This is a genomic window from Flavobacterium rakeshii (assembly GCF_009741375.1).
Taxonomy (GTDB): domain Bacteria; phylum Bacteroidota; class Bacteroidia; order Flavobacteriales; family Flavobacteriaceae; genus Flavobacterium; species Flavobacterium rakeshii.
In genome coordinates this window covers 156,620-176,946 of sequence record NZ_WOWP01000013.1, presented here as the reverse complement: position 1 = coordinate 176,946, position 20,327 = coordinate 156,620, and the positions used below count along the sequence as shown (strand labels likewise).

Here is a 20,327-nt window from a genome sequence, read left to right as displayed (position 1 = left end):
TTTTATGCACAGCCTTTTACATAATAGGGTTATGAATTAGTGTTTAAGCATTTCGTGAGCATATTGTACACCTACACCATAAGCACCACCGTATTTTTTAACCAAATCAGTTACTGCTTTGTAGGTTTCCTGGCGAGCCCAGTCACGTTGTAGTTCTAATAAGTACTGTAATGATGTCATTGGTTTAACACCTGCTGCAATCATTCGTTGTATAGCCATATCGTGAGCTTCTTTAGATACGTCTCCACAGGCATCGGTAATTACATATACCTCATATCCGTCATTAATTGCCGAAAGAGCAGGTCCTACAATACATACACTTGTCCATAATCCGGCAAGAACAAGTCTTTTCTTTCCTTTTCCTGTAATGGCTTTGTAAGCATTACTGTCTTCCCATGTGTTCATGGTAGTACGGTCAATATAGTTAGAGGTTGCCTGTGGGTAAAACTCTTCAATTTCAGCAAATACAGGTCCGCTAAACGATTTTTCGGCAACAGTGGTAACTACGGTAGGTACACTAAAAATTTTAGATGCTCCGGCTACCAGAGCTGTATTGTTGCGAAGCTGATCTATAGCTATACTTTGTGTAGCAAAAGCCATTTGGCTTTCATGATCAATTAATACTAAAGTGTGGTTTGTAGGGCTTAATAGTGCCGGGCTTGGCTTTTGTGCAAATGTAGTTAGAGATGTAAGTAATACAACTGCTGTTAAAACTAGGTTTTTCATGGTTAAAGTGTTTAAAATTGTTGATAATTAAATGTTTAGTTTTGGTATAGCAATCCCTGTCCGGGTATGTGCATACCGGTTAATGTTTTGATTTTTAATAAGGTGTGGAGGAGCTAGGTTTTGAAACCTGTTTTGATGTAAATTTCTGTTTTCATGACTTAAGGTGGTTTAATTGTTTTATTACACAGAACTAATTCTGTTACTGTACATTACAAATTTGGTATTATAAAAACCATTGTACATTGAACTGTGACAAGAAAAATTTGAATCTGTTTATCTTATTCCTGATAACTATAAAACAAATTAGAAGCCATTTTATTTAAATATCTGTTTTACAGGCATTTGTGTTGTTTGTTGGTTTTTAAAATGACGATATATAGTGGTTTGGAGACTGTTTACTACGAAATAAAGTAGTAAATCATACTATATAAACTAATAATTAATACTGTTAAAGTGTTGGTTATTAGTTTTTAAACTTAATTGAGCATAAAAAAAAGCGCTTAACAGCGCTTTTTTTTATTAAAGTAGAATTATGCTATTTATTTTTTGAAATTCTTAGAGAGACAAAAAATGCTATTGCTGTAAAAACGGCCATTTGTAGTAAAACCATATTCCAACCTCCATGTTTCCATGCAAGTATACCGGCAAAAGCGCCAACTGAACCACCTATAAAAAACGATGTCATATAAACGGTATTAATCCTGCTGTTGGCTTGGGTATCCAGTGTGTATATAAGGGCTATGTTTGTAGTTTGTATTGCCTGAACCCCCACATCAATTAAAAGCACCGTTAGTATAAGTGCTATATTTGATTGCGGGAAAACAAACAGTAATACAATACTCAGCATGATAAGTACCAATGAGAAAATATACACTTTTCTCGGGCTTTCGCTTTTATCAGATATTTTCCCTACCAGTGGAGCCATTAATGCACCACCGGCAGCTAGCAGTCCAAACAAACCTATAATATCAGCAGGATAGTTAAAAGGTTCACCACTTAGATAAAAAGTGAGTGTTACCCAAAACGAACTTAATGTACCAAATACCAATGCACCTAAAAGTGCAGCCATCCTTAGGGTATGGAAACGTTTTAACTGATGTATAACCGATGAGAGTAGCTTAAGGTACGAACCTTCAAAACGATCTTCAACAGAAGGGAAATCGGTTTGCATTAATATAGTAGTTATACCTACCATTCCTGCAGAAATAAAGTAAACATACTTCCAGCTAAACCATTCGGTAATAAAACCGCTAAATACCCTGGCGGTTAATATACCTACCAATATGCCTGTAAATATAACACCTACTACCTTACCACGGTTTTCGGTAACTAAACTGGCAGCCATAGGTAGTATAACCTGTGCTGTAACAGCAAATAACCCTAAAGCCAAACTGGCAGCATACAGGCTTAAAAGCCCCATAGACAGTGACATGCCTATTAACGATGCTATAAGTAAAAGCTGTAGGTAGAGTATAAGTTTTTTACGGTCTACTTTATCACCCAGTGGGGTAAGAAAAAGTAAGCCGATACCATAGCCAGCCTGTGATAACGGAGCGATAATACCCACATCATCCCCATTGAGGTTAAGAGATTTGGCAATTTCATTAAGTATAGGCTGGCAATAATAAATATTGGCAACACATACTCCGGCTGTAATAGCCATTATAAGTATTTGAACGGTTGAGAGTTGTTTTGAGGTACTCATAGCTAAAGAGGATGCAATAAGAAGTTAAAAATGATATTAGTGTACAGACAGTTTTTTAATCATCTCGGTTGAAAGGGAGTCGGCATAGATACCAAAGGCGCTTGTAAGAACCCCTTTAATACCGTGTTTGTCGGATGATATACCATAAACGATGTCTTCATCACCCGGATCTGTTTCACCCTCAAAGCGGAAAACATGCTCAATGGTAAACTCTTCAGGAGACATGGACTGACTGTTGTTGTTAAAGCGTATGCAGTTTTCGTCGAGATTAAAATTATAATTAAATCCCTGTGTATTAAGCCATGAAAGGGCTTCGGTTACTGTATCAAAAGATGGTTGTGATGTATTCATGATATAAAAAAAGAAGCCCGCAACAGTAATACTGCGGGCATTAAAAATTATGTAGATTATTTTGAGATGAAATTAGTCATAAATTTTGAAGTAATAGCCCGAGATGGCAATATATAAATCGTTCTTTATGCGAAAAGATATTTTTTAAGTTCGGCGGCAGCCTGTCTGAAAAGTGCTTTGGTTTGAGGTATATCTGCCAGGGCATTTAATAAACCAAAATCGTGTATCATTCCGTTATAACGGATTGTGGTTACCTCTACACCGGCTTCATCCAGTTTACGGCCAAAAGCTTCGCCTTCTTCTCTTAAAACATCTGCTTCGGCTACAGGGATAAATGTAGGAGGGAAGTGTTTAAGAATATCGGCAGGTGTGTTAAGAGGTGAAGCATATATTTCTTCCCTTTGATTAAGATCTTTTGTATAGTGGTCGTACATCCATTTCATTAACGGAGTAGTAAGGAAACGGTTTTCACCAAACCTTTGGTAGGTTGAGGTTTCAAAATCAGCAGCTACAATAGGCCAGAACATAATAAGGTTGGTAAGTTTTGGTCCGTTATTCTGTATTGCTTTTATAGCAGTTACAGCTGTCATATTACCTCCCACGCTGTTACCCACTATTGCCAGTTTAGAACCGTCTACGTTGATTTCGTTACCGTTTTCGGCTACCCATTTAACAGCTGCATAAATTTCTTCTGTAGCCTGTGGGTATTGTGCTTCGGGAGACGGAGTATAGTTTACAAATACACCTGCAGTACCACTAAGTACTACAAGGTCTCTTACCATTCTTTTATGTGTAGGGTAATCGCCCAGCACCCATCCGCCACCATGTATAAATACAAAAGCAGGTAGTTTTTGTGTAGCTCCTTCCGGCTTTACTATGTTTAGGGTAATGGTATAACCATCCTGAGTTATTGTTTTTTCAGATTCTTCAATACCCGAATAATCTACAGGTACTCCTGCCTGTGCATTTACCAATACTTTGCGGGCTTCTCCAGGTGAAAGAGTTTCTAACGGTACACCGCCGGAGTTAAGCACTTTTAGGAATTCTTTTGTTGCTGTAGAAATAGCAGGATCCTGCGAGAAAGCAGGAATTTCTTTTTCGGTTGTAAGTTCACTTTTCATAATATATGATTTTTAAGTTAAATGATATATTATGTTTTTCAAACAATATTCCTCTTTAGGTAATGTGTTGTTTTATAGTTGTTTACGTGTTTTTAATGATTTGCCCTTTACGATATTTCGTGAAATTACCTAAGGGCTTAGTAACTATAACGTTGAAAACGAATTGTTTAGTTAAGAGAGATAATGTCTTTTTTTGATTCCCAGCCTTTCCATTCTTGATTTTAAGGTAGTAGGAGGAAGATCGAGCAGGGCAGCAGCACCATTATCGCCCGATATACGTCCGTTACAAAATTTAAGTACACTAAGCAGATAGTCTTTTTCAAACTCACGCCATGATTTTATAACAGTATTATCGGCAGTAGTATATGTTTTATCATTATAAGATGATACGGCTATTTCCTTAATTGTTTTTTCAGGAGATAAAAGTACGGCACGTTCTATGGCATGTTCCAGTTCGCGCACATTACCCGGCCAGTTATGCATTTCAAGGGTTCGCATTGCCTTTGCCGATATGGTTTTTATCTTTTGTTTGTTCTTTACACAAAAGCGTTGTACAAAAAACTGAGCTAAGCCTTTTACATCTTCAATCCGTTCTTTTAGGGAAGGAATATAAATAGGGAAAATATTAAGCCTGTAATAAAGGTCGGCTCTAAAATTTCCTTTCGTGATTTCTTGTTGTAAATCCCTGTTTGTAGCAGCAATTATACGCACATTTACCGCTATGGTTTTATGTCCGCCTATACGTTCAATTTCTTTTTCCTGTAACGCCCTCAACAGTTTTACCTGTAGTTCTATAGGTAATTCCCCTATCTCATCAAGAAAAAGAGTACCGTTATGAGCCATTTCAAATTTTCCTTTTTTTTGAGAAACAGCACCTGTAAAACTGCCTTTTTCATGACCAAACAGTTCGCTTTCCAATAAATTTTCGGGGATGGCAGCACAGTTTATTTTGATAAGCTTTTTATTTTTTCTGCCCGAATTTTCGTGTATGGCCTTTGCCACGAGTTCTTTACCTGTACCGCTTTCGCCCAGTATAATAACTCCGGTATCACTTTCGCTAACCATACTTATAAGGTTACGCACCTGCTGCATGGGTTCACTACTGCCCACTATGCCCATATCATGAGCCGGGATGTGGATTTTTTCATCTTGTGTGACCTGATTGCTTTGACCATGAAGAGGAATATATTTTTCCAGTAAAAGAATATTGGTCAGGGTTATATTAAGCTGACTGCAAAGTTGTCTTACAAGTCTTAAATCTTCCCGCTCGGGTTTGCCGTCTTTACTGTAACCCAGGCATAAAACAGCCTGAAATCTTTTTGAAGGGACGTTACAAAACAATGTTTTTTTGATAGTGTTTTTATAACCTTCGCCAACAATATATTGTAACCCTGTTTTAATTATTTCCGGTTTTGGGATTAATACGGGATCGGGAGAATTTAAAACCCTGTCAAAAAAATCGGTTTTAATTACTTCATCTTTAAACTGAAGCGATTTTGAACTTTCACTACTGTAAAAAAGAACATATCCTTCTTTAGCTTCCTGATACAGAAATATACAGAAATGTTCAAACTCCAGTTTTGATTTTAGCTCACTGTTTACTACCCGATGAAACTCGGCCCTGTTTTCGGTCATAGCAAGGCTTTCGCATATAGACTGCAAAAGCAACTGTTCCTGCTCACGTTGCATGATTCTTTTCAGAATCTCGTTATTTTCGGGGCTGTGGGTCATAGTGGTAAACCGTTTGTAATGTAAAAATAAGTAATTACAGGGTTAGTTTGTATTACTTATTTTCCTTAAACCATATATCCTGATAAGTATCGGGATGTCTTTTAAACTGCCCGTGCACATAAGGGCACAGTGGCACAACCATAAGGTTATTGTCTCTTACATATTTTACCATATCTGCCAGTAGTAATCCGGCAAAACCTTTGCCTGCAGCTGCGGGGTCTACCTCGGTATGATATACTGTTAATTTGTTATCACGGACGCTTATTACCATTTCACCCATTTTTTTACCGTCTTCATGAAGGTAAAAGGCTCCGTGTTTTTTATCGTCCAGTTCCAGTTTAATATTTGTCATGATTATTTTTTTTTAAAGGTTAGTAATGCTCCTGCTGTATACCCAGTTTTTTCATTTTTGAATAGAGTGTAGTAGGAGGGATTTTCAGCATTTCGGCAGCACCTCCGGGACCAAATACTTTTCCGCCACTTGCCTGTAATGCCTGCATGATGTGTTTACGTTCCATATCTTCCAGTGACTGTAATTCACCCGAAGCGGTTTCTGTAAAGCTTTCGGTTTCCTTAGGAAGTTCAATAAAGTCTATTTCATGGGTAGTGGCTAATAGTGAACTACGCTCAATGAGATGTTCCAGCTCACGAATGTTACCCGGCCAGTTGTATTGTAATAACTGTTGTTGTGCTTTATTGCTAAATCCTGTAATGCCTTTACCGTTAGCCTTGTTGAATTTTACAAGAAAATGATTGGCAAGTAACAGGATATCGTCTTTCCTGTTTTTTAGCGGAGGAAGCTCAATAGGAAAAACATTAAGCCTGTAATATAAATCGAGCCTAAAGCGTCCGTCTGCCACCTCTTTTTCAAGGTTACGATTTGTGGCAGCTATAATACGAACATCCACTTTAAAGGTATGGTTTCCGCCAATGCGTTCAATTTCCTTTTCCTGAAGTACGCGTAATAGTTTTACCTGAGCATCAAGCGGAAGTTCACCAATTTCATCCAGAAATAGTGTTCCGCCATTTGCCTGTTCAAACTTACCGGTACGCATGGTGTTGGCTCCTGTAAAGGCACCCTTTTCATGTCCGAAAAGTTCTGACTCTACCAGTGATAAAGGTAAAGCAGCACAGTTAACTACAACTAAGGGTTTATTTTTTCGGCAGGAGTTGTTATGTAGGGCATGGGCAATACGTTCTTTTCCGGTACCGCTTTCTCCGGTTATAAGTACCGAGGTATCTGTAGGGGCAACAATACTTACTTTATTAAGTACTTCTTTTATAGCCGGAGTTTGTCCTACAATCTCTCCAAAAAACGGAGTTCCCTGTTCTGCCTGCTCAGGTTTTAGTTCTTCCTGATTCTCAATACTGTACCTGTATCGGGCAATATCCAGCATTACCAACAGGTCTTTTTCCCTAAAGGGTTTTACCATAAAGCCATAAGGCTGTGTTTTTTTTACAGCCTCCAGTATGCTTTGATTGGTATTGGCAGATATGAAAAGGAACGGTATTTTAACCTCTGCCAGTTCTTTGGCAAGGTCTATTCCTGTTTCATTGCCTTTAAGTATTATATCCAGCAGAACCCAGTCGGGCTTTTTTGCCTCAATCATAGTTCTTGCCTGTGCGGCAGAAGAGGCTATTCCCACCACATTGTAGTTGCCTTTTTTTAATATCATTTTAAGGTCGTTGGCAACTATAAATTCATCTTCAACAATAAGTATTTTTTCCTTCGTGTTCATCGTCATATGGCTTAAACATCAGCCACTCTTTTTATAAATGTTATTGTAATGGTTACACCGTTATTGGTTGTAATATTAAATGTTCCGTCAAGCTGTTCTGCCAGTCCGGTCATAAGATTCATACCAAGTGAATCCAGCTCTGTAGGTTCAAAACCTTCCGGTAGTCCAATACCATTATCGGTAATTTGTAACAGGAAAGTGTTTTCCTGAGTCTCCTTAAAGGTAATACTAATAATTCCCTTTTGTTGTGGGAAAGCATATTTTATGGCATTACTTATGGCTTCATTCAGTATGAGACCAAGGGGTACTGCCTGGGCTACATCAAGCTCTACAGACTGAGTGTTTAGCTCAAATCGTATTTTGTTTTCATCATCAAAACTGTCTTTAAGATAACTGGCCAGTTCCTGTATGTACCACGAGATGTTAATACTGGAAAGGTTATCTGTTTGATATAACTTTTGGTGGATAAGGGACATGGCATGCATTCTATGCTGACTGTTTTGTATTGCCAGCAGGGCATCTTCATTTTCAAGATAGGCCGACTGTGTGTTTAGCAGGCTGATAACAATTTGCAGGTTATTTTTAACCCTGTGATGTATTTCCTTTAAAAGCCATTCTTTTTCCTCAACAAGATTTTGAAGTTTCTTGTTTTTGCGGTTTATCTCTTCCTGTTTGGCCTCAAGCACGGCATTGCTTTTTCTTTTAATACAATACCTGCTGTATAATAGTCCTAAAATAATAAACGATATAGCCAGGCTGGCGATAAAAATGTAGCGTATTACCATTTCATGCTCCAGTTTTGTTTGCTGAAGCTGACTTTGCTGTGTTAGGAGTTTGATGTTTTTATCTTTTTTTTCCGTTTCATATTTCAATTGTAAGTCGGCAAACTGCTTAGTACTGTTTATATTGAAAAGGGAATCGTCCAGCTTTTTTTGATTTTTAAGATGTTCTATAGCTCCTAAATAATTGCCCGTAGCAGAATCTGACTCAAAATGGGCACGTTCCAGTTGAGATAGGTTAAACAAATCATTATGTACTTTTGCCAGTTCTTTTAATTTGTTAATGTATGTATAAGTTTTATCTGCCTGTCCGGTTTGAGTTAAATAACTTATTATGGCATAGTACATTTTTTCCTGCTCTATATGGGCTCTTTCACTAACTTTATTACTGCATTTTATCAGTTGTTCATAGTACGGTTTGGCTTTATTATACTGCTTTAATTTACAGTATATCAATATGTATAATGAAGGGTACTCCACATCACAATCAGTACTGTGGTAAAATTTAAAACCACTGTCCAGTACTTCAAGAGCTTCTGTAATTTTACCTCTGTGATACAGGCTTCTGGCAGTGTTTATTGTTATGGCAGTTACCCCTTCGGTATCATTACTTTCTTTTGATACGGCTATAGCTTTTTTATAGTATTCAACCGATTTATCATAAAAATTAAGTTCAGAATATATAGTCCCTAAAAGGTCATATAAAAGACTTACCCACAAACCGTTAATTTCCATATTATCCATGGTTTTTTCGGCCTTAAGAGCATAAGATAATGCATCTTCATAATTCCCCTGAACCCTGTAGTCCATACCAAGTATTGTATATTCCTGATAGAGATTACTGTCCTTTAGTTTCTTTTTGATTTCAATAGCCTGTAAGGCATATTTTATAGATGTTGCCGGTTTATCCATACTATTAAACAGAATAGATAACTCACAATACATTTCTGCCTCATTGTGAAAATCGCCAGCCTGTTTGTATGATGATGCAGCATTAATGAAATGTTTAATTTTATTAGGATCACCAGTATTTGCAGCAAAATAGCCAAGTGAGGCATAAATGCTTCCGGCTTCTTTATTGAGATTGTGTTTTTTAGTGAAACTAAGTGCTTTGTTTTTTAATTCGTTTCCTTTAACGGTATCTCCTTTTGTAATTGTAATTTCGCTATCAAACAACATACTTTGGGCTATACTGTTTTTTAGGTCCAGTTCCCTGCTAATATGCATAGCTTCACTATTAAGTAAAGCTGCGCTGTCTATGTCGGCTTTTGTAGAGTTTTCTTTGTTTAGATAATACTTTACTGCCTTCAGTAAATTATGAGCCTTCTCTTCATTATCTTCACCATAATGCAGGTTTTTTAAAAGGACATGTATTTCATCATCATCGGTTTGCTGACAAACCGATTTGAGCGGAAACAATAAAGCGAGTATAAGTACTATTTTATATACCATTTTCAAGTTTAAATTATTTATTGCTCCTACTTTCGGTAAAGTAACATAATAGCAGAGCCCCTGCTGCTGCAAGTACAGCTTTAAGACCAAATTCCTTTCCGCATAAAGCGCCTAATACACAGCCTGTAAGAAATCCTGTTATTGCTATAGCCTGCTTTTTAAGACTGATAAGGCTAACCTGATCAATAGTTTTATGTATTAGCAAATTACGTATATCCAATGATGCCTGAGTAACATTACCTGTCATAACCGTTGTAGGACCATAAGTAGCTTTACTAAACAGTTTACCAAATGCGTTTTGTAACCCAAGAGCAAAAACAACAATCATTACATAAAGGTACATTATTCCCTTATTGTTACTTTCAGGATGAAAATAAGCCAATATACCAACTGTAAGTAAAAGTAGCGCCTCGGTTAAAAGTAGCCGTTCTTTTTCTGCCGATTTTTTAGACAACCATCCGCCACACATTACGGCAATAATAAAAACAGGAAAGGTAATTAATTTTATCCATGCCTGTACATCGCCTCCTTTAATAACCTGATAGGCAAAAACTATAAAGTTACCTGTAACGTGTGCCGAAAAAATAGTATCACCGGCTACAAAGGTAACTGTGTCGCAATAGCCTGCAACTGCCGATAGTACCAGTGTAGCATAGTGTATATTATGGAGTCTCATGGCTTTTATTTTAAATGAGATCGCAGCATCCAGGCCATTTTTTCGTGGGTTTCCATTAACCCGGTAATAAAGTCACTGGTGCCATAGTCTTTTAGCTCTGAGGCAAAATGGTCAATATTTTCACGCAGGAAAATAATAATACTCTCATGGTCCTCTAATAGCTCTTTAATAAACCCCAAACTATCGTTATGAGACCTTGATGCTTCGGTTAAATGTGTTAGTTCCAAAAAGCTTTTTAATGTAGCCGGAGCATAATGTCCTAAAGTTCTTATTCTTTCGGCTACACTGTCCATAATTTCATCCAATTGGTTGTACTGGGCTTCAAAAAAAAGATGCTTGTTATAAAAGTCGTTCCCTTCTATATTCCAGTGAGCGTTTCTGGTTTTTGTATACAGTATGAATTCGTCTGCAAGTAGTTTACTGAGAGAGTCGGTTATCTGTATAATGTTTTCTTTTTTAATACCAATAAATGCTTCCATAAGTTTTTACATTAACGTTACTATTTCGATATAATTGAACTAAATATCTTTAGTTGTTGTTATGTAAGCTATTTTATTGCCATTTATTTTAAGTTATTGTTATTTAGTTTATTAGTTTTTAATGATGTTGTTTTGTTTAACGATATATCGTAAAATTATGTATAGTATAATACGTTTGAGTAATCAGCTACTAATGTATATTAGGTGAAACAAAAGGCTGTGCCATGTGCAGTGGTGAAGTATATATTGATTTTGTGCACAGTTTTTTTGCAGAATATAAGTTAATGTTTAAGCATTTCGTGAGCATATTGTACACCTACACCATAAGCACCACCGTATTTTTTAACCAAATCGGTTACGGCTTTGTAAGTTTCCTGATGCGCCCAGTCACGTTGCAACTCCGGTAAATACTGTAAAGAGGTTATAGGCGTTGGGGTGAAAATACCACAGGTGATTATAACGCATTTACTTTATTTAAAGAATAATATTGAGAATATAATTGAACGGTTTAATCCTGTCGGGGTAATTACTCAGGATATCCAAACCAGCAGTATATACTTACAGGATTTATGGAATCTATAAAGAAATTGTAAGATTATTAAAACAAAAAAAACCGAAATCAATATGATTTCGGTTTTTTTATTTGTGACCTCGACAGGATTCAAACCTGTAACCTTCTGAGCCGTAATCAGATGCGCTATTCAGTTGCGCCACGAGGCCTTTTTGCTTCCCGATGTGCCAAAATAAAGCTATTGGCTTATCGTTCTTTGCGGGTGCAAATATAGGGATTATTGATTAACTTGCAAACCTAAATGAATATAAAATTGAAAAAAAATGGCATTAGAAAACTATATACGTGACATTCAGGATTTTCCGAAACCGGGAATAGGTTTTAAAGATATAACCCCGCTTTTAGGAAACCCCGATGCAGTTAAGGAATGCATGGAATTATTACTAAAAAACCTTAAGGATAAAAATATTGATAAGGTAGTAGGGGTGGAGAGCCGAGGTTTCTTTTTTGCCACTTTACTTGCTTATGAGCTTAATGCAGGTTTTGTACCTGTAAGGAAGCCTAACAAGCTGCCGTATGAAACCATTTCGTCATCATATGAACTGGAATATGGTATGGATACCCTGGAGGTACATATTGACGGAATTAAGAAAGGGGACAGGGTACTTATACATGATGACGTACTGGCTACAGGTGGTACTGCCGCAGCAGTTTGCGAACTGGTAGAAAAACTGGGAGGCGAAATTGTACAGTGTAATTTTTTAATGGAACTGTCGTTTCTTAACGGAAGGAATAAAATAAGCCAATGCGATATTTACTCGCCATTGGTATATTAATCCAGTGCATGTATGGTAACGTAGTATTTCCAGGCAATTATTGCTTTTTGAAGTTTGGTAGCTTTGCTGAGGTCAAGCTGTTGTTTACTGTAATTAGGTAATAGCCATTTGTTGAGTTTTGCCAGTAGTTTAAACATGGTGAGCGGGTTTTTGTTGTATCAAATATAAAAAAAGACTGTCTTGATTGACAGTCTTTTAAGTAAAATATATGATTTGTGTTAGGTAAGGTTTCTTATTGTATAAATGTTTTTATTTCACCGTTTTGCTTGCTTATAGCAATGTTTGATATACCATTTGAATCCTGACATGTTAGCGACTTTTCAGTACCTTTCTTATCGTCGGTTATGCTTATTTTTAGTTTAACAATTTCTCCGGCTTTATTTCTTCTTATTGTTTTATACTTTACGGTTACTTCCATTCTTTGCAGTACATCTTTGTAATCTTCAAGAGTTTCATCACTGGTATTTTTATTGATTACCACTAATGCATTGTTTTGCTGTTTTTTCGAAACTGTAATAATGTTAGGCTCTTCCTCCATGCCAGATGTCGTAATAGTAACTGTTTTAGGGCTGTTTTTAGTAGTAGTGACCATAATAACACCATTTCGGGCTTTTTCACCATATTTAGCTACATTTTCTTCGGTTTTTTTGTTTACATCTATTGCTACAATGTTGTTATGATCAAGACTTTTGACCATTGCTGGGGTAGCTTCTTTACCGTCAATAAATATTAAGGCATCATCTGCATTAACCATATTATGGTTAGTTCCGGTTTGTTTTACAACAGTATATTTACGTATTCTCCCTGTTTGGTTGTCACTTACCCTTTGGGATATTGATGTGTTTATATCTTGTGAGGAACTCCTGTCGTAAAAAACAGTATCTACAGTAGTAGAGAGGTAAGTAAATTTTCTTACTCCGTTTAGGGTTATGGTATCGGTTGCTGTATTTATAATAACGGCATTTTTACCGGTTTTAGGGTTGTTGTGTTGTTCAGGGGCGTCTATTTCAGTGCCACCGTCAGCACCATACTGTATTTTTTCCATTTCAACAAAATATTCCCCTTTGTCATTTTTCTCAACAATAAGTAAAAATGGATCTAGCCCCGTATTTTTTGAAGTACTCCATGACTTAACGTTAGCCGCTCCGGTAATCGTTAAAGCTATATTGGAAATTTCGCCATTATCATTTCTGTCAAGTGCATTCAATGTAAAAGTACAACCTGTTGCTTTTTCCAGTTTTTTGATTCCTTCCTTTAGGGTTACATCACTAGTATTTTTAGTTATTTCTAGTGCATGAATATTGTTTTGCGATTCGGGTTGAACAGTTTGATTTTCTGTTTCTTTGATTTGGGCTTCTGTTTTTATCTGAAAAAGAAAAACAAAGGCAAACATAAATGGTAGTATAAAGGCATATTTAAATGTATTTATTTTTTTTGATGAAGGCGTGTTTAACATCATGATACGTTTTTTGATTAATGGTTGATAAAAATGATTGGTTACCCCCATATACTCTTCATTAAGCGTAAACTTAAGTAGTGTTTTCTGGTAATTTTTTCTGTCGTTTACCTGTTTACAGGCTTCGGCATCGGCAATAAACTCAAGGTTTTGTGATATTGTTTTTTTGTACAACCACATAAACGGATTAAACCAAAACAATATGGTAAAAAGCTGACCTATTATGATATCTGCCGAATGTTTCTGGCTACTGTGTACTTTTTCATGTTTTAGAATATCGTTTAGCTCCTCTGGTTCAACTGATTTCGAGTTATAAACAATGTAACTGAAAAAAGAGAAGGGTAGTGTAATACCTGTGGTGTCTATAATGGTATACTGCTTTTCCTTTTTACCGTTACTACCTTTAATTATTGCTTTTATTCTGAATAAATCTATAATTAACCTAACTAACAGTATGGCTGATATAAGTACGTATATCCCTATAAGTACATAAAACCAATTAATGGTAAAGGCTTCCTCAACTACTGCTTCAGTATAATTTTCTGCTTCAGGCATAAGTATTTGAAAAGGAGTAGTGTTATTAGGCTCTACAATTACTGTTTTTGTAATAGTTAGCAGGGGTAAAAAAGCAGCAGTAAATAACCCGGAGAGTAAAAACCACCTGTTAGCAGTAAAAAAGGTTTCTTTTTTTAAAAACAGGATGTAAGCAAAATAGAATAAGGCAATTATCCCCGATGCTTTTAACATATAGATGGTAAGGTTCTCCATGGTAGTATTTTTTATTTTTATGGAATACAGTTGAGAGCTGTATTCCCCTTCATTACTGTTGCTTAACTAACTTTAACAATAAAGATTTATTCTTCTTTTTCAGTATTTATTTTCTCAAGCTCTTCCTTAAGTAGCTTTCTTGATTCTTCTATTTCTTTGCGGGCTATTTCCATTTCCTTTTTCATTTCTTCCATTTCCTTTCTTTGCTCCGCTATTTCTTTTTGCTGTTCGGCTTTCATTTTGTCAATGGCGCCACCTCTTTCTTCAAAGTGCTTTTTGCGTTCTTCAAGTCTCTTTTTTAATTCTTCTCTTTTTTCTTCGGCATTTTCTTTTAGTTCTTCTTTTCGTGCTAAAATTTCAGTCCTTCGTTCTTCCATTTGGAGCCTTCTTTGCTCGGCCCTTTCCATATCGCGTGCTATTTGGGCTTCGCTTCTTTTTAGCTGGACAAGACCTCTTTCAATTTGCTCTTTCATCCTTATTTTGTCTGCCTGACTCATTTCCTCAACACGCTTCATTTGTTCTTCAACACGTTTAGCCATTTCGCCGTCAAGCTGGGCAAGTGCTTCCATATCCATCATACTTATAGGATCAATACTGAAATCCTGAATCATGTCCATGTCCAGTACCATTCCTTTAGGCATTTTTATAGAATAGCCTCCGCCTGATTGTGTGGTTACTACCAGTACGCCGTCTTTAGCTTCTTTATCGTATTTCTTTTTGGCTTCTTTACCTGTAATAACATTTATATTGCTAACAATTTGTCCCTGTGGTATGGTTACTGTACTGCCTTTTTGCTGTTTTACACCGTTTACAATTACCAATACATCTTTATTATCACTGTTTATAATTTGTAGTCCGTTTTGGGGAGATGGTGAAATGTAACTCATTCCCGGAGCAGCAGGTGGAGCAGGTGGTGCCGGCGGAGCAATCATTGAATTTGGAGTCATAGGAGCCGGTGGCGTGGGCGGAGCCATCATATCGGGTTCATCCTGATAGTAGCTGTTTGCGTAGTTTTGGTATTGGTCGTTTACCGGAAGTGCGTTAAACGCGATTTTATTACCAGTATCTTCATTACTCTCTATAGCAATTTCAAAACGATTTATAGGCTGTGTACTATTTGTTTGGTATACTTTTGACTGATTGCCATCGTTAACAGTAACCTTTATCGCTGTAATTTCATTATTGCTGTTACGGGTTAAGTTGCTAAACGTAACATTGGCACCAAACTCTTTTTTAAACAGTTCTTTTATCTTTTCAAGTTCTGCATCTGTAGCATCTTTTGTAATTTCAAGAGCCATTTTAAACTTTTCATAGCTTACTTCCTCTATCGCCTTGTCGGTGCTTTTTTCCTGAGCAATAACCCTTATCTGAAACAGCACCATAAAAGCTATTAGTACCGGGAGTACTATAGCATATTTCCAGCTGTTTACTTTTCCTGATTTTTTTTTGTTTAACATAACGATTCGTTTTTTGATTAGTGATTGATAAAAATGATTGGTGATTGATATGTATTCCGGCTGAAGCGTAATTTTCAGCATTGTTTTTTGATAAGCCGTGCTGTCGCTTATTTGTTTTGTAGCAACAGCATCGGCAATAAACTCAAGATTTTGAGAGATCGAACTTTTATACAGCCAGGCAAAAGGGTTAAACCAAAAGAATATGGCGATTAACTGACCAATAAGCATATCTGCCGAGTGGTATTGCCTGCTGTGTACTTTTTCATGGCAAATAATGCTTTCCAGTTCGTTAGACTGCAATAGTGCCGAATTGTATACTATATAATTAAAGAAGGAAAACGGAGCATTTACCCGTGGTGTATCAATAAGTTTGTATTGCCCTTCTTTAGTAACGGTTTGGTTTTTTATTATCTGCCTTAGCGATATAAAATTGAATAATAGTTTTATCATTAAAAATAATACAGCCGCTATATATATGCCTAAAACAACATTGGGCCAGCTAAAGCTTACAGGAGAAGGTGTTACCTGTTGTGTGTTATCCTGTAATTGTAGTAGCTGACTAACATCTATTACCTGCATTTCTTGTTGCGGCGCGGGGTCTATCCAAACAATTTTTTTAAAGAATACCAGTGGCAGCGCCAATGCCGTACCTAAGCCCGAGAGTAAAAACCAACGGTTGGAAACAAAGAAAGTTTCTTTTCGTAAAAAAATATGATACGCAGCATAAAACAGGGCGATTAATCCCGAAGCTTTAATCATATATGTAAAAAACTGTTCCATGTTATTCTTCTTAGGGTTTTACTTTAGGGCGTTTTTTATTTTAATTCCTTTAGCTCTTGTGTAACCAGGCTTTTTAGTTGCTCTACGTTATATTTGTTAAAGCTCATAAACTTAAGTTCAGGCATAGTGTCTATAGTAATAGTGAAACTTTTGCCTGAAGCCTCATTTTTGCTCGCCTTTTTTGTAATAATCTCTAAAGTGTTTTTTTTCTTTAAAACATTAACAGCTACGATGTCTATACCCTTTTTAAGGTTTGTATCGTTGTTTTTTACTTTACGTCCGTCAATAATAACAGTTATGTTGTTTTGACTATCAGCCTGGTTAGCATACCATTGTTTGCCATACATGTCATAAATTAAAACCTTAGCAGCCTCTGTAGCAGGTATTGTGGTTGTAAGGTTGCTAATGTTGTTTGCAGCTTTGCTTTGTGCAATAGTTTTAACCTGAAACAATAGCATAAATGCAGCCAGAGCAGGGATTACTAATGAGTACTTTGCAGCATTTGCTTTTCGTGATTTGTTTTTGTTCATCATAACGATTCGTTTTTTAATTAGTGATTGGTAAAAATTATTAGTGATTGATATGTATTGTAACTGTAGTGTAACCTTTAGTAATGTTTTTTGATAAGCCGTACTGTCGCTTATTTGTTTTGTAGCAACAGCATCGGCAATAAACTCAAGATTTTGAGAGATTGAACTTTTATACAGCCAGGCAAAAGGGTTAAACCAAAAGAATATGGCGGTTAACTGACCAATAAGCATATCTGCCGAGTGGTATTGCCTGCTGTGGGCTTTTTCATGGCAAATAATACTTTCCAGTTCATTAGGTTGTAATACAGCCGAGTTGTATACTATATAATTAAAGAAGGAGAACGGAGCGTTTACTCTTGGTGTATCGATAAGTTTGTATTGACCTTCTTTTATAACAGATTGATTTTTAATTATCTGTTTTAGCTGTATAATATTAAGTAACAGCTTTATGGTTAAAAATAGCACTCCTGCAATGTATACTCCAAAAATCAGGTTAGGCCAGCTAAAAGTTATGGTGTTTGAAAGCGCAAACGGGGTTTCCTGTAGTTGTTGTAACTGATTTGCATTTATAACACTTACTTCCTGTATAGGAGAAGTATTTGTCCATACAATTTTTTTAAAGAACACCAATGGTAGCGCTAATGCCGTGCCTAAACCCGAGAGTAAAAACCAGCGGTTGGAAACAAAGAAAGTTTCTTTTCGTAAAAAAATATGATACGCAGCATAAAACAGGGCGATTAATCCTGAAGCTTTGGCCATATATACAATAAACTGTTCCATGCTACTCTTCTTTCTCTATCATCTTCAGTATTTCGCGTAGCTCTTCGGCGCTTATCTTTTCTTCTTTAGCAAAGAAAGATACCATACCTTTATATGAGTTATTAAAGTAGTTTTTAATAGCATTACTCATATAGCCTGTGCGGTAATCTTCTTTAGATACGGTAGGGTAGTACTGGTAGGTATTACCATAGGCAATGTGATCTACATAACCTTTTTCCTCCAGATTTCTTATTATGGTAGAAACAGTGTTGTAATGAGGTTTACTTTCTTTTACCTCAAGTAGTACATCTTTTACAAAAGCTTTTTCAAGCTTCCATAAAATCTGCATTACTTCTTCTTCTTTGTTTGTTAATTTTTGCATGGCATCTTTAATTAATAATCCAAAGCTAAAACTATTTTTTTAGTTTACCAACTATTTTTATAGTTATATAACTAAAACGGTAGTTTTTTATTGTGTAAAGATGCCTTAAAAATTTATGCTATGCGTGTGATTCTTGTTTTAAACGCCTTTGTACGAGTAGTATTGCAGCAGCAGAGAGCAGACCTAAAATTCCCATAACCGCCCAGTTAGTATTATAACCAAAGAAAGAAATATTAAGCATACCCAGTTTAGAACTAAATATATGAGCCACACTAAATGTCATGGTATAAAGTGCCATGTAACGCCCTTCGTGACCACGTGGAGCACGACTCATGGCAAACGAGTTTGCAAACGGGAAACAAAGCATCTCACCAAGGGTAATGAATATAACACTTAATAAGAGTACACCTATCCAAATATTAATTAATAATGTGAAGAAGGCGAGGGCAAAAAATACCGAGCCCCATAACAGTATTTTGATTTTAGATATGTTTTTCCGTTCAATATATCCTACTAATGGCATCTCTAAGGTAAATACCATAGTGCCGTTAAACGACATAATAAGCCCTGTTTCAAATTCGGTTAGGTTATATACTTCCCCGTGATAAAGGGGTAGGGTAGTAAACATTTGGAAAAATATAAGTGCTGTTGCAAAGCTGGTAAACAAGAACAACAGGAAAGTCCCATCGTTAAAAACAGATACGTGTTTTGTTATATCTTCTTTTACCAGAGATTTATCTTCTGTTACTTTTTTCTTCTCCTTTACTAATATATAGAATAGTAATATAGAGATTATACACGATGCCCCATCGGCCCAAAACAATCCTTTGTAACCAATATTTGTAATTATGATTCCGCCCAGTGCAGGTCCTGCCGCAAAGCCAAGGTTAATGGCAAGTCTTACCAGCGCCAGTGCACGTGTACGATTTTCGGGTTTTGCGTAGGTATTAAGGGAAACAAACATGGCGGGTCTAAACGTATCGGCAATTACCATTATACCAAACATGGCAAAACACAACCCGGCAAAGGAAGTGACGTACTGTAGCCCGAAGAATAAAAGCCCCGTGGTAAATAGGCTGTATACCATTACTTTGTAAAAACCTATCCTGTCGGTTAGTTTACCGCCTATCCATGATCCCGCCATTGAACCCAGTCCGAAACATACCATTATCCAACCTACCTGACCATATGAAAAACACAGGTCTTCTTTAAGGTATTTGGAAAGGAAAGGCAGTACCATAGTACCGGCGCGGTTAATAAACGTAATTAGCGTTAGTATCCATATCTCCCGGGAGAAGCCCCTGAAGTTATTGATATAGCGCTTAAAGGCTTTAAGAAACATGTAAATGGGATGATTTACCACAAATATACAAAGGAAACGTTCCTTAATATTAACTGCCCAATAAAAATATTTTAAGTTATTGGTTACTTTTGTATAAAACCAATAATAAGATAATGAGGAATATAATAATTGGCGGAGCATTGCTACTGTGCCTTATGGCAAAAGCACAGGGATGCTCAAAGGAAAATGCCGTGGCTTTTCAGGAAAAAATGAATAAGGAGTATGCTAACCCAGATGAGTCTCCGCTTACCAAGGAAGATATAAAGACGTTTAAATCACTGGATTTTTATCCTATAGATACTAATTTTTGTGTGGATGCTAGACTGGTTACAACACCAAACGAAAAACCTTTTTACATGCAAACCACTACCAGCAGGAAGCCACGCTACAGGAAGTATGGCGAACTGCATTTTACACTAAAAGGGAAAGAGGTAAAACTGGATGTTTTCCAGAGTATGGATATGATGAAAATGGAGGAGTATAAGGATTATCTTTTCCTGCCGTTTACTGATTTGACATCGGGTAACGGTAGTTATGGCGGAGGCAGGTATGTTGACCTTAAAATCCCTGCAGGAAATACGCTTACTATAGATTTTAATACCGCCTATAATCCGTACTGTGCTTATAACCATAGTTTTTCATGCCCGGTACCGCCGGAGCAAAATGATATACTGGTTGAAATTAAGGCAGGGGTAAAGGAGTATAAAAAGCATTAATAAAAAATCCTGAGCATTGCTCAGGATTTTT

18 protein-coding genes and 1 tRNA gene are annotated in these 20,327 nt (G+C 36.5%); 2 read left to right on the top strand and 17 right to left on the bottom strand.

Features of this window, described 5'->3' with window-relative positions; genetic code table 11:
• Positions 1 to 36 precede the first annotated feature (36 nt).
• The 11 genes from GN157_RS04620 to GN157_RS04565 form a co-directional block, all read right to left on the bottom strand.
• On the bottom strand, positions 37 to 726 hold the full coding sequence (locus GN157_RS04620) for a hydrolase (protein WP_157481937.1): 690 nt from the start codon (positions 724 to 726) through the stop codon (positions 37 to 39).
• Positions 727 to 1,261: 535 nt separating this feature from the next.
• Positions 1,262 to 2,431 (bottom strand): MFS transporter, encoded by a 1,170-nt coding sequence (locus tag GN157_RS04615; RefSeq protein ID WP_157481936.1) that lies wholly within the window; start codon positions 2,429 to 2,431, stop codon positions 1,262 to 1,264.
• A gap of 36 nt (positions 2,432 to 2,467) precedes the next feature.
• Positions 2,468 to 2,782: a phosphoribosylpyrophosphate synthetase gene (locus GN157_RS04610; protein ID WP_157481935.1), complete on the bottom strand. Its 315-nt coding sequence runs from the start codon at positions 2,780 to 2,782 to the stop codon at positions 2,468 to 2,470.
• A gap of 125 nt (positions 2,783 to 2,907) precedes the next feature.
• A complete protein-coding gene (locus GN157_RS04605) occupies positions 2,908 to 3,903 on the bottom strand; it encodes an alpha/beta hydrolase (protein WP_157481934.1) in 996 nt (331 codons plus the stop codon).
• Positions 3,904 to 4,074: 171 nt separating this feature from the next.
• On the bottom strand, positions 4,075 to 5,634 hold the full coding sequence (locus tag GN157_RS04600; protein ID WP_157481933.1) for a sigma-54 interaction domain-containing protein: 1,560 nt from the start codon (positions 5,632 to 5,634) through the stop codon (positions 4,075 to 4,077).
• A 52-nt stretch (positions 5,635 to 5,686) separates the two neighbouring features.
• Complete coding sequence (locus tag GN157_RS04595) at positions 5,687 to 5,986, bottom strand: GNAT family N-acetyltransferase (RefSeq protein WP_157481932.1); 300 nt, start codon at positions 5,984 to 5,986, stop codon at positions 5,687 to 5,689.
• A 19-nt stretch (positions 5,987 to 6,005) separates the two neighbouring features.
• A complete protein-coding gene (locus GN157_RS04590; RefSeq protein WP_157481931.1) occupies positions 6,006 to 7,373 on the bottom strand; it encodes a sigma-54-dependent transcriptional regulator in 1,368 nt (455 codons plus the stop codon).
• A gap of 11 nt (positions 7,374 to 7,384) precedes the next feature.
• The gene (locus tag GN157_RS04585) at positions 7,385 to 9,604 is read right to left on the bottom strand and encodes a tetratricopeptide repeat-containing sensor histidine kinase (RefSeq protein ID WP_157481930.1); all 2,220 of its coding nucleotides are present in this window, start codon (positions 9,602 to 9,604) and stop codon (positions 7,385 to 7,387) included.
• A gap of 13 nt (positions 9,605 to 9,617) precedes the next feature.
• Positions 9,618 to 10,280, bottom strand: coding sequence for a YoaK family protein (locus GN157_RS04580; RefSeq protein WP_157481929.1), 663 nt, complete (start codon positions 10,278 to 10,280; stop codon positions 9,618 to 9,620).
• Between the two features lie 5 nt (positions 10,281 to 10,285).
• The gene (locus GN157_RS04575; RefSeq protein WP_157481928.1) at positions 10,286 to 10,759 is read right to left on the bottom strand and encodes a Dps family protein; all 474 of its coding nucleotides are present in this window, start codon (positions 10,757 to 10,759) and stop codon (positions 10,286 to 10,288) included.
• 646 nt (positions 10,760 to 11,405) lie between these two features.
• Positions 11,406 to 11,479: transfer RNA gene (locus tag GN157_RS04565), tRNA-Arg, on the bottom strand.
• Between the two features lie 114 nt (positions 11,480 to 11,593).
• Between GN157_RS04565 and GN157_RS04560 the strand changes: the two genes are divergently transcribed.
• On the top strand, positions 11,594 to 12,106 hold the full coding sequence (locus GN157_RS04560) for an adenine phosphoribosyltransferase (protein WP_157481927.1): 513 nt from the start codon (positions 11,594 to 11,596) through the stop codon (positions 12,104 to 12,106).
• Here GN157_RS04560 and GN157_RS04555 read toward each other — a convergent pair.
• From GN157_RS04555 to GN157_RS04530, 6 genes are all read right to left on the bottom strand, one after another.
• Positions 12,103 to 12,243: an SsrA-binding protein gene (locus GN157_RS04555; protein WP_157481926.1), complete on the bottom strand. Its 141-nt coding sequence runs from the start codon at positions 12,241 to 12,243 to the stop codon at positions 12,103 to 12,105. The genes GN157_RS04560 and GN157_RS04555 overlap by 4 nt on opposite strands.
• Positions 12,244 to 12,338: 95 nt before the next feature.
• Entirely contained in the window at positions 12,339 to 14,330 is a 1,992-nt protein-coding gene (locus tag GN157_RS04550; RefSeq protein ID WP_157481925.1) for a M56 family metallopeptidase, read from the bottom strand.
• A gap of 86 nt (positions 14,331 to 14,416) precedes the next feature.
• Positions 14,417 to 16,567 carry a M56 family metallopeptidase gene (locus tag GN157_RS04545; protein WP_157481924.1) on the bottom strand — a complete coding sequence of 717 codons (2,151 nt, stop codon included), beginning with the start codon at positions 16,565 to 16,567 and terminating at the stop codon, positions 14,417 to 14,419.
• 35 nt (positions 16,568 to 16,602) lie between these two features.
• Positions 16,603 to 17,877 carry a M56 family metallopeptidase gene (locus GN157_RS04540; protein WP_157481923.1) on the bottom strand — a complete coding sequence of 425 codons (1,275 nt, stop codon included), beginning with the start codon at positions 17,875 to 17,877 and terminating at the stop codon, positions 16,603 to 16,605.
• Between the two features lies 1 nt (position 17,878).
• On the bottom strand, positions 17,879 to 18,238 hold the full coding sequence (locus GN157_RS04535) for a BlaI/MecI/CopY family transcriptional regulator (RefSeq protein WP_035132235.1): 360 nt from the start codon (positions 18,236 to 18,238) through the stop codon (positions 17,879 to 17,881).
• 118 nt (positions 18,239 to 18,356) lie between these two features.
• Positions 18,357 to 19,580, bottom strand: coding sequence for an MDR family MFS transporter (locus tag GN157_RS04530; protein ID WP_157481922.1), 1,224 nt, complete (start codon positions 19,578 to 19,580; stop codon positions 18,357 to 18,359).
• 113 nt (positions 19,581 to 19,693) lie between these two features.
• On the opposite strand from GN157_RS04530, the gene GN157_RS04525 reads away from it, so the two are divergent.
• A complete protein-coding gene (locus tag GN157_RS04525) occupies positions 19,694 to 20,296 on the top strand; it encodes a DUF1684 domain-containing protein (protein WP_157481921.1) in 603 nt (200 codons plus the stop codon).
• Positions 20,297 to 20,327: the final 31 nt, after the last annotated feature.

What these genes read in the sequence shown, in the direction of transcription:
- GN157_RS04620 (WP_157481937.1), bottom strand. Translation starts at nt 726, where the DNA reads ATGAAAAACCTAGTTTTAACAGCAGTTGTATTACTTACATCTCTAACT.
- GN157_RS04525 (WP_157481921.1), top strand. Translation starts at nt 19,694, where the DNA reads ATGAGGAATATAATAATTGGCGGAGCATTGCTACTGTGCCTTATGGCA.
- GN157_RS04585 (WP_157481930.1), bottom strand. Translation starts at nt 9,604, where the DNA reads ATGGTATATAAAATAGTACTTATACTCGCTTTATTGTTTCCGCTCAAA.
- GN157_RS04560 (WP_157481927.1), top strand. Translation starts at nt 11,594, where the DNA reads ATGGCATTAGAAAACTATATACGTGACATTCAGGATTTTCCGAAACCG.
- GN157_RS04605 (WP_157481934.1), bottom strand. Translation starts at nt 3,903, where the DNA reads ATGAAAAGTGAACTTACAACCGAAAAAGAAATTCCTGCTTTCTCGCAG.
- GN157_RS04530 (WP_157481922.1), bottom strand. Translation starts at nt 19,580, where the DNA reads ATGTTTCTTAAAGCCTTTAAGCGCTATATCAATAACTTCAGGGGCTTC.
- GN157_RS04615 (WP_157481936.1), bottom strand. Translation starts at nt 2,431, where the DNA reads ATGAGTACCTCAAAACAACTCTCAACCGTTCAAATACTTATAATGGCT.
- GN157_RS04575 (WP_157481928.1), bottom strand. Translation starts at nt 10,759, where the DNA reads ATGGAAGCATTTATTGGTATTAAAAAAGAAAACATTATACAGATAACC.
- GN157_RS04610 (WP_157481935.1), bottom strand. Translation starts at nt 2,782, where the DNA reads ATGAATACATCACAACCATCTTTTGATACAGTAACCGAAGCCCTTTCA.
- GN157_RS04535 (WP_035132235.1), bottom strand. Translation starts at nt 18,238, where the DNA reads ATGCAAAAATTAACAAACAAAGAAGAAGAAGTAATGCAGATTTTATGG.
- GN157_RS04590 (WP_157481931.1), bottom strand. Translation starts at nt 7,373, where the DNA reads ATGAACACGAAGGAAAAAATACTTATTGTTGAAGATGAATTTATAGTT.
- GN157_RS04545 (WP_157481924.1), bottom strand. Translation starts at nt 16,567, where the DNA reads ATGGAACAGTTTTTTACATATATGATTAAAGCTTCGGGATTAATCGCC.
- GN157_RS04580 (WP_157481929.1), bottom strand. Translation starts at nt 10,280, where the DNA reads ATGAGACTCCATAATATACACTATGCTACACTGGTACTATCGGCAGTT.
- GN157_RS04555 (WP_157481926.1), bottom strand. Translation starts at nt 12,243, where the DNA reads ATGTTTAAACTACTGGCAAAACTCAACAAATGGCTATTACCTAATTAC.
- GN157_RS04600 (WP_157481933.1), bottom strand. Translation starts at nt 5,634, where the DNA reads ATGACCCACAGCCCCGAAAATAACGAGATTCTGAAAAGAATCATGCAA.
- GN157_RS04550 (WP_157481925.1), bottom strand. Translation starts at nt 14,330, where the DNA reads ATGGAGAACCTTACCATCTATATGTTAAAAGCATCGGGGATAATTGCC.
- GN157_RS04595 (WP_157481932.1), bottom strand. Translation starts at nt 5,986, where the DNA reads ATGACAAATATTAAACTGGAACTGGACGATAAAAAACACGGAGCCTTT.
- GN157_RS04540 (WP_157481923.1), bottom strand. Translation starts at nt 17,877, where the DNA reads ATGGAACAGTTTATTGTATATATGGCCAAAGCTTCAGGATTAATCGCC.